Consider the following 8,869-nt stretch of genomic DNA (forward strand, 5'->3'; position numbering starts at 1 on the left):
GCACATGACCTTGGTGGACCAGCCGACGCCGGTGACGCCGATGCCGTTGTCGCCGACGGCGGCGATCGTGCCGGCGGTATGGGACCCGTGGCCGTTGTCGTCGAACGGGTCGCCGTCGTTGTTCACGAAGTCGTACCCGTGGATGTCGTCCACGTACCCGTTGCCGTCGTCATCGATGCCGTTCCCGGGGATCTCTCCGGGGTTGGTCCAGATGTTGGCCGCGAGGTCCGGGTGGTTGTAGTCGCACCCGGTGTCGATGTCCCCCACGACCACGTTCGGGCTGCCCGTGGTGACGTTCCAGGCCAGGACGGCGTCGATGTCGTCGCCCGCTATCCCGCCGGTCTGCCCGGTGTTGCGCAGCCCCCACATCTCGGGGAATCGCGGGTCGTTGGGAACGATGCTCGCGTGGACGTAGTAGTTGGGCTCGGCGTACTCGACGTTGGGGTTCGCCCTCAGGCGCGCGATGGCCTGCTCGACGGTGACCCCGTTGCCGAGTCGCCAGGACTCCGCCTTGGACTTGAACGCATGGCGGGTTTGCGCCCCGAGGTCCGCCTTCGCCGAGGACCTCAGGTGCATCGGCGCGTCGGTCTTGAACTTGAGGAGGATGACGCCCGGCTCGTAGGCGGGTCCCTGCGCCCCCGAGCGTTGTGCGCCGATCGACGTTCCCACGTCGCCGGCGATGAAGACGAGTAGGACCAGGGCGAGGAGAGCGACGACCATTCTTGAACGCGGCATGGTTCCCCCCACGGAAATTGCGCACCGACCACACCCCAGCGGTGGCATGGACCGGTGCACCACTATGTCCAGGCTCGATCGGCCACGAGAGCTCGAGCGGGCCCGTTCTTGCGGTCTTCGGCGGCTCGCCGCCGACATCTTGGGGGGACCGGAGGTCGGCGCCGGCAACGGTCCGTCCTCGTCCAGCGAAACCTGGCCGGGAGTGTGCCCCTCACTCCTGAACCCGTGCTGCGGACCTGACCCGTTGCCTCTGAACTGTTCTTATACGCCGCTCTGGCCCAATAAGTCAATTTCCTTTTGCGCCTTTGTGCTCAGGTCGGTGGCACGTTCGCGCCTCCGATACGGCAAGATCGATCCCGGGGACCGACCCTGGAGCGGGTCGCCGCAGAAATAATGCAAATAATTCTGTTCTCGGATCAGCGGGAGTACAGGTCGATCACCCGCTCGATCGCCCGCCGGCACACCTTGCAGAAGCCGACCTCGTCCCGCGTGAACATGATGCAGTCGGTCTGACCACGATAAAGCCCCTTCGTCTCATACGAAGCCCCCTCGAACGCGCCGACCTTCCCGGAATACGGCATGCCGGAGAGACGCGGCGTGTCCGCTCGCTGCTGCTCGCGGAAAAGCGCGTCGAAGTCGCTTTCGGGGGCCTTGCGCCGGATCAGTTCCTGGCGCTTCTCGAGGAACTCCCGTGCCGTCTTCTCCCAGCCGTCCTTGTCCCAGGGGGTGGGGACCGGCGTGCCGGCGCCCACCAGGTCCCGCCACTTGAGCTGCGCGGGGTCACGGAGGGCGGTGATGTTGGGCTCCCAAGGCTCGGGCCGGTCGGGACGGGATTCGGTGTAGGCGACGGGCGACATGTAGTACTCGTCGGCCAGCCCCGCGAAGTGGTGGCCGAACTCGTGCACGAACACGTAGTTGGCGAACGCCGTGTCCACGGCGGCGGTGGCCTGGTCGTTGAAGATGCCGCCGCCGCCGTACTGCTTCTCGTTCACCAGGATCTCGACGAACTCGTACGGCGCCTCCGCAAGGACGTCGCGAAGGGCGCGGTTGTCGAAGGTCAGCAGGTAGCGCTCGCTGTCGAAAATGTTGTACTCGGCGGAAACCGGCGTGCGGCGGAACCGTCCGACCTGCGGCCGGTTCACGCCGGACTCGGCGCACGGGAGGTCGATCGCCCGGACGTTGAAGTCGCTCTTCCGGCCCGCGAACGGCTCCGTCGCGAAGAGGCGGTCCACGAGACGCCGCGCGTCGGCGTGGAACTTGGGCGTCTCCGCCTGGGTGTACCCCTCGCCGAGGATCACGAGGTCCACCTTCTCGGTCGGCGGCCCGTTCAGGAAGAGCACCCAGACCTTGCCGGCCGGCGGAGCCTCCGCGGCGTTGACGAACCGCGAATCCGGGTCCACGTGCGTCGACCAGATCTCGTGGAAGAGCCCGTCCGGGCCACGCTTCTTCAGGACGACCGCCACGGGGTGCTTCGGCCACGGAAAGCGCAGCGACTCGTGAAAGGTCCGTGACGACGCCTTCGGCTCGTCGGTCGTCTCCCACTCGCCGTACATCGAGGCGAACCCGCGGGAGTACAGGATCCGGTTCGTGCCGGGATCCACGACCTCGAAGAAGTAGGAGCCGAGGTTCAGGTCGTCGAGCAGCCGCGTGAGGCTCCCGGCCCACGGTCCGTCGGCGACGACGCGGTCGAGGGCGACGATCTCGCGACCGACCCCGCCCGTGTGGAAGTAGTCGAGCCGCATCGTCCTGGGGAGGAAGAAGGTCTCGAAACCCGGAGCGGTCGCAGCCCCCGCCGACGGGTGATTCGCCACGGCCAAGCCGAGAACGGCGAGGATGGCAGACAGGACGGCGACGGGAACGAGGCGGCGCGGCATGGTTGGACCTCCGGAGGGGGAGAATATCCGATGTTCGACCTGGCCCTCACGCCCACCACGGGGAGAGGCGCTTCGCCACCGGCCCCGGGATCGTAGCGTAGTGGGAGACGTCGTTGTAGAGGGCGAGGCGGGCCACGTCTCCTTCCTTGAGGTCCAGGACGTTCAGGCCGCAGGGACTCTGGTCCAGTTTGTCGCGGTAGCCGCGGAGGTCGAGGCCCAGGAGGTGCCCGATGAGGAGCCGGATCGTCGCCTTGTGGGAGACGACGAGGACTGTCTCGCCCGGGTGCCTCGCGACGATCGCCAGGAAAGCGGGAAGCGCCCGTGACAGCACCGCCAGGCCGGTCTCTCCTCCCGCCGGAGCGTAGGTGAAGGGGTCACGCTCCCATCGGACGTACTCCTCCCCGTAATCCGACTGGACCTCCCCGCGCGTCCGACCCTCCCAGTGGCCGTGGTCGATCTCTCGCAGCTCGGGGACCGCCGCGGGCTCGAGGCCTCGTCCCAGGACGGCGAGCCGAGCGGTCTCGAGGGTCCTCGCCATCGGGCTCGCGTGGACCGCGGCGATCGGCTCGCTCGCGATGCGCCGGCCGAGGGCCCGTGCCTGGCGGCGCCCCTCCTCGGAAAGAGGAGCGTCGGTCGAGCCGGCGAAGCGATCCTCCGCCGACAACGTCGTGGCGCCGTGACGGACCAGGAACACGCGCGTCGACATCTTCGTCTCCCCTCCCGAAAACCTAGTACCGCCGGCTCACCGTCAGCGCTTTCGCGTCCCGGTCGACCTGGAACCTTCGCGCGAGGGCGGCGGCGTAAGGGCTCGCGGCCGCCGGCCCGCCGTTGATCGTCTCGATCGTCCGCGTGCGTGCGGGCGACGCCGAGCGCGTGAGCGCCGTCTCCAGGAACCCGAGGAAGTCCGGCAAGCGCGGATCGTCCGGGTCCACTCCGAAGCGGAGGGATCTTCCTCTCTTCTCGGAGGTCAGTACGAGCCGGGCGCCGTGGAAGACGGCATGGCTCCCCGGGACCCGGCGCGGCAGGACGGGAGGAAGCCCCTCGAGAGCGAGGCCGCATGGCGACGCGGGGTCGCAGGCGTTCGTCCACCAGACTCGGTCCTCGTCGAGTCCACGGCTCAGGCGCTCGATGGCGGCGGGAGTCGCGAACTGGAGGCCCGCGGCGCCGGCGAAGAACTCCCCGGCGACGACCTCGCCCGACAGCTCCATGAGGCGGAGCGCTCGGAACAGCCTGCCCCACCGGAGCGCGGGCAGCTCCCGGTCCAGGAGTTCGCGGAACACGATGCCGTACCTTCCGAGGACGATCCGCGCGCGGTCCTTGCCCGCCTCGTCGCCCTCCAGCGCGTCGGCGGGTGGGTCGGGGGGCGGCAGGCGGCGCCAGGCGCCGCCGAACGGGCGCGTCGAGCGCCAGCGGTCGAACCTCAGGCGGCCGCTCCTCGAAGCCGGCGGGCGCTCGCCTTCGGGCTCCGCGGGCTCGAAGCCGGTCAGGAGTCCCCGCCGGATCGCTGAGAATCCGTCGTTCGAGATCTCGCCGCGCCACGCGAGGGTCCACAGCCTCCGCGCCAGATCTGCGGAGGGCAGTCCCGACCGCTCCAGCAGCTCTTCGAACGTGAATCGCCCCGGGCCCGGCAGGAGCATCGCGTCGGTCGCCGCGCTCTCCGCCGCCGCGCGCTCCGCGAACAGCTCCCGATCGCCCGGGAGCGCGAACGCGATCCTCCGCTCGCCGCAGCCGGCCCACTCGAGCCCGCTCGCGACAAGGAGCCCATCGAGCCACTCCGGCCGGTAGCCCGTCAAGCGCGCGGGCAGGATCTCCGTCTCCCAGGCGCCGGCGGGCGCGCCCCACCCGAGGAGCGGCTCGAGCGCGGACTCGAGGGCCTTCGCCCCCGATCCGGCGCCGCCGAGGCCCTGCCATTCCGCGAGGAACAGCGGTAGCCGGTCGGTGGGCAGCGCCTCCACGCCGCGGCCGGCGCGGGACCTCAACCGGCGGAGCAGCCTCTCGAGGTTGGCGGCGTCTGAGACCTCGAGGGACGATGCGCCCTCGGTCAGAAGGTCCACGACGACGCGCTGCGACTCCGCGAGGGACTCGATCGCCTCGCGCTCCTGCTCGGGCGTCAGCCCGAGGGCGCGCGCCGGGACCGAGGGGTCCACGGGGCCGTAGAAGCGCAGCATCTCGCCGAGGAGCTCGGCGCGAGGATCGGAGTCGGCGGCGTCCGCTTCGGCCTCCCCGGCCAGCGCGCGCCGCACGCGCGGAAGCGCCTGCGCCGCCACCAGGACCTCGGGGCCGCCCGCTCCGGCGAGGCGCACCGCCAGGATCCGCGACCCCAGCGCGCCGCCGAGATCGGCCGCGGTGATTCCGTGGTCGCGCTCGATCGCGGCGAGGAGGTCCTCCCACTCGCCACGCGGGATCGCGATCCGCTCCTCGAGCCAGCTCAGCGCCTCGTCGGCGGTCCGCGGCGCGTACCCCGGAAACGTGCGCTGGAGCTTCCTCGTGATCTCCTGCGCCGCCTCGATGGGGATCCGAGGTCTCAGGTGCGCCGTCAGGACCACCTCGCGGAGCAGCCCCACGCGCGGCGCGACGCCGGCGGCCGTCTGCACGTCGTCCTCGTACATCAGCTCGTTGGTCCGCTTCCACGCGACGCCCGCGGCGAAGGGGGAAGGGTGCGCCGTGGTCACGACCCGCACCTCGATCCGGCCGTCGTGGACCTCGTCGAGAAGCTGCCGGAGCGCCTCGAGGTCGAAAGCGTCGGCGAGGCACGCGCGCCACGCTTCGAGGCGGACCGGGAAATCGTCAAAGCGGCTCGTGGCTAGGAACAGCTCCTTGGCGCGCTGCCGCGAGAGCCAGAGCGGCGTGCGGCGCCGGAACCCCTCCCTCGGGAGGAGGAGCGCGATCCCGGCGGCCTCGCGGAAACGCGCGCCGAAGAAGCCGGTGCGCTCGAGGCGCTCCCGGACGAGGCGCTCGACGGAGCCGCCGGTCACGAGCGAAAGCAGCTCGCCGGGATCGATCCCTCCCGAGGCGATCACCGCAAGGCCGTCGTCGTCGTGCACCGCCTCGATCGGGGCGCCGCCGTGCCGCGCGTCCCACGCGGCGGCGAGCGCGAGCGCCAGGGGCCGATGGACGCGGCCCCCCCAGAACGTGTGGAGGATCACCTGGTCGCCGTCGCCCTCGCCTCCGCCGCGGACGCGCTCGACCACCACCCGGTGCCGGTGGGGGAGCACACCGCCGAGAGCGTCCCGCTGCGCCCTGAGGAACGCGATCAGCACGCGCGCGGCGCCCGGCTCGAGCCGGTACGCCGATTCGAGGCGGGCCGCGAACTCTGGCCCGTCGAGGCCGTCATCGGCCTCCTCGAGGAGACGAGCGACCCGCCCCGACAGCTCGAAGCCGCGATCGCGATCGTCGGCCCGCCAGAAAGGGGACATCGCGCCGCCCACCCTGGCCGGCGACACGAGGACGTCGTTGTGCGTGATTCGCTCGATCCGCCATCCCTGCACGCCGAGCGTGAAGGTGTCGCCCGCCTTTCGCTCCCAGACGAACTCCTCGTCCAGCTCGCCGAGCAGTGCGCCCGTGCCCTCGCGCCGCAGGTGGAAATACCCGCGGTCCGGAATCGTTCCGCCCGCCAGGTACACGAGCCGCTCGGTCCCCGGGAGGCCACGCACGCTGCCGTCCTGCCGGTCGATGAAGACGAGAGGCCGAAGCGAGCGCACGCGCGCCGACGCGTAGCGTCCGGCGAGCGACTCGAGCACGAGGTCGAAGGCGCGCCGCGCCAGACCGCGGAACGGGTCCGCGCCGCGCAGCGCTTCCCACAGATCTTCGATCCGCCACGGCTCGGTCGCGACCATGGAGAGGATCGCCTGGGAGAGCACGTCCAGCGGCGCCTCGACGGGTCGGACCGGCTCGATCTCTCCGTCCATGACCGCCCGCGCCGCGGCGGCCGCCTGGAGGAGGTCCCGAGGGTGGAACGCGAGGAACCGCCCCCGGCTCGTCCCGCCGACGGCGTGTCCGGCGCGCCCGATTCGCTGAGCGGCCGAGGCGAGCGAGGGTGGCGTTTGCGCGAGCACCACCTCGTCGAGGCTCCCGACGTCGATCCCCAGCTCCAGGGAGTTCGTGGCGATGATCCCCCTGAGCTCGCCGCGCTTCAAGCGCTCCTCGACGACGCGGCGGACCTCGCGCGAAAGGGCGCCGTGGTGGGAGTAGACGATCTGCTCGCCGGAATCGCCGTTGAGGAGGCGGGTGAGCTTCTCGACCATCCGCTTGCTGTTGGCGAAGACCAGGGTCGAGCGATTGCGGCGGAGCGGCTCGCGCAGCTCCTCCGCCACCGCCCGCCAGAACGGCAGGGAGTCTCGGGCGGTCTCGGGGTAAGGCGGCGCTAGAGCCTCGGCCCCGGGCTCGGCGGGGCCGTCGGACGCGCCCGGGAACCCCACCGAGAGCCGATACCGCTTCGGCTCCTCCGAGCGCACGATCGCGACCGGGCGGGGGACGGGCGGAGCGCCGGGAGCCGTTCGCGCTCCTCCCACCCACGCCGCGACGCGCTCGAGCGGGCGCACCGTGGCGGAGAGGGCGATCCTCTGGAACTCCCCGGCGACCCGCGCGAGGCGCTCCACGTCCACGGCGAGCAGCGCGCCGCGCTTGGTCCCGGCCACCGCGTGCACCTCGTCGAGGATCACGGTGAGGACACCGGCGAGGAAGCCGCGACCGCGGCGGGACGTGAGGAGGACGTTCAGCGTTTCGGGGGTCGTGACCAGGATCTCCGGCGGGTGGCGGAGCATCCGTGCGCGCTCCGCCGCTGGCGTGTCCCCGGTGCGCGTGGCCACGCGGATCTTAGGCGGGGGCTCCCCCGCGGCGTCGAAGCGGGAGCGCAGCTCCTCGAGGGGACCGAGGAGGTTCCGGCGGACGTCGTTCCCGAGGGCGCGCAGGGGAGATACGTAGAGGATGCGGACGCGGCCGGCCTCCGACGCGCCGCTCGAGAGACGCTCGATCGCCCAGAGGAACGCCGCCAGGGTCTTGCCGCTCCCGGTCGGAGCGATCGCGAGGACGTGCTCGCCCGCGGCGATCCGCGGCCAGGCCAGCCGCTGGACCTCGGTCGGCTCGCCGTAGCGCTCCCTGAACCACCGCTCGACGATGGCGTGCACGTCACCATTCTATGGTAGCCAGCTTCACGTCGAATGACCTCTGCAGACCCACTCGTGGAGCGACCGCGACGGCATGAAACGCTACGCGGCCGAGGTCGCGCGCCGTACAGCAGCGCTTCGGGGGCGTTCGGCCCTCTTCGGCCTGCTGCACGAATCGCGTGGACCCACAACGGAGGAAAAGCTTTCCGTCACACAGTTACCGGACCAGTGGACGGGGGCAGTTCAGATGGTGTGGCGCGTTGGAACGAGGGCGCGGCTCAGCCGGCCGAGGTCGAGCCACCGGTACGACGTGTTCTTCAAGGCGCCGCAGTAAAGGCTCAGGCCGTCGATGTAGGCGTTGATCGTGGGCATGAAGTGGGTGGGGTTACAAAGCAAAGGCCGGTCCGAAGCCCGGCCTGCAGCCCAGTCCCCGAGGGGCCCTGGGGGATTCACCCATTTAGGTGCCGCGCAGGCACGAGGAGGTCAAGAGTGATCACGGGGAAGGGATTGCCACCAAGAATAGCAATTGCGTTTCCACGCGAACAGTCCGCCGCTCTGCTCCCATGATCGTGAGTCCCTTACGGTCTCGCCGTGGTTGCCGGCTGGCAGTTTTCGATCTCGAGGCCGAGATCTCCCGCGTAGCGCCCGAGTGTGGTGCATACTTCCTTCCTCACGGCAGGGTCCTTCGCGACCGCCGCTCCGAGGTGTCCCTGAAGGTACTGTGTCCGAGCATCATCATCGGCGAGCCGACGGAAGCCTTCGTCGTTGAGGACGCTATCGAAGTACCTTCCGGCCTTCCGGCGGACCTCTTCCGTCTCCATCGCGGCGATGTAACCAGCCCGAACGAGAAGCTGGTCAGGATCCTTCATCTTCGAGATCCCGTTGATCCCTGTGCAGATGTGGAACGAGTACTGCGGCATCCCTGCCGGCCTGCCGTCGGGTCCGATGGGAGTTGCCACCGGATCGGGCCAGACATGGGCCGCCAAGTAGGGCGCGAAATCGTCCCATGAGACGCGAGCTGAAGGCTAAGGAAGGGGTCATGGCTCCCGCGGCTGAGAAGCTTAAGTCCGTGAGGACGGGCAAGGAATGATGTTGCTGCGCGCATCTCTGCTCCTTTGGCTCGCGATTTCCGCCACAGCGGTCCCCCCCCAAGAG

The 8,869-nt window shown here is 70.3% G+C and carries 6 protein-coding genes; all 6 read right to left on the minus strand.

All coding sequences use genetic code 11. The annotated features are described in order from the left end of the window. The coding region (locus tag LAO51_18790) for a S8 family serine peptidase (protein MBZ5640789.1) at nucleotides 1–735 on the minus strand (735 nt) is incomplete at its 3' end. Nucleotides 736–1,151: 416 nt separating this feature from the next. Further along, complete coding sequence (locus LAO51_18795; protein MBZ5640790.1) at nucleotides 1,152–2,609, minus strand: IgA Peptidase M64; 1,458 nt, start codon at nucleotides 2,607–2,609, stop codon at nucleotides 1,152–1,154. Between the two features lie 46 nt (nucleotides 2,610–2,655). Next, on the minus strand, nucleotides 2,656–3,315 hold the full coding sequence (locus LAO51_18800) for a histidine phosphatase family protein (GenBank protein ID MBZ5640791.1): 660 nt from the start codon (nucleotides 3,313–3,315) through the stop codon (nucleotides 2,656–2,658). Between the two features lie 22 nt (nucleotides 3,316–3,337). Beyond that, entirely contained in the window at nucleotides 3,338–7,735 is a 4,398-nt protein-coding gene (locus LAO51_18805; GenBank protein ID MBZ5640792.1) for a DEAD/DEAH box helicase, read from the minus strand. Nucleotides 7,736–7,957: 222 nt separating this feature from the next. After that, nucleotides 7,958–8,110, minus strand: coding sequence for a hypothetical protein (locus tag LAO51_18810; protein MBZ5640793.1), 153 nt, complete (start codon nucleotides 8,108–8,110; stop codon nucleotides 7,958–7,960). A 182-nt stretch (nucleotides 8,111–8,292) separates the two neighbouring features. Then, a complete protein-coding gene (locus LAO51_18815; GenBank protein MBZ5640794.1) occupies nucleotides 8,293–8,673 on the minus strand; it encodes a hypothetical protein in 381 nt (126 codons plus the stop codon). Nucleotides 8,674–8,869: the final 196 nt, after the last annotated feature.

The organism is Terriglobia bacterium, assembly GCA_020073205.1.
GTDB lineage: Bacteria > Acidobacteriota > Polarisedimenticolia > Polarisedimenticolales > JAIQFR01 > JAIQFR01.

Excerpts from the sequence above, each read along its gene's own strand:
- LAO51_18795 (MBZ5640790.1), bottom strand. The coding sequence starts at position 2,609 with ATGCCGCGCCGCCTCGTTCCCGTCGCCGTCCTGTCTGCCATCCTCGCC.
- LAO51_18800 (MBZ5640791.1), bottom strand. The coding sequence starts at position 3,315 with ATGTCGACGCGCGTGTTCCTGGTCCGTCACGGCGCCACGACGTTGTCG.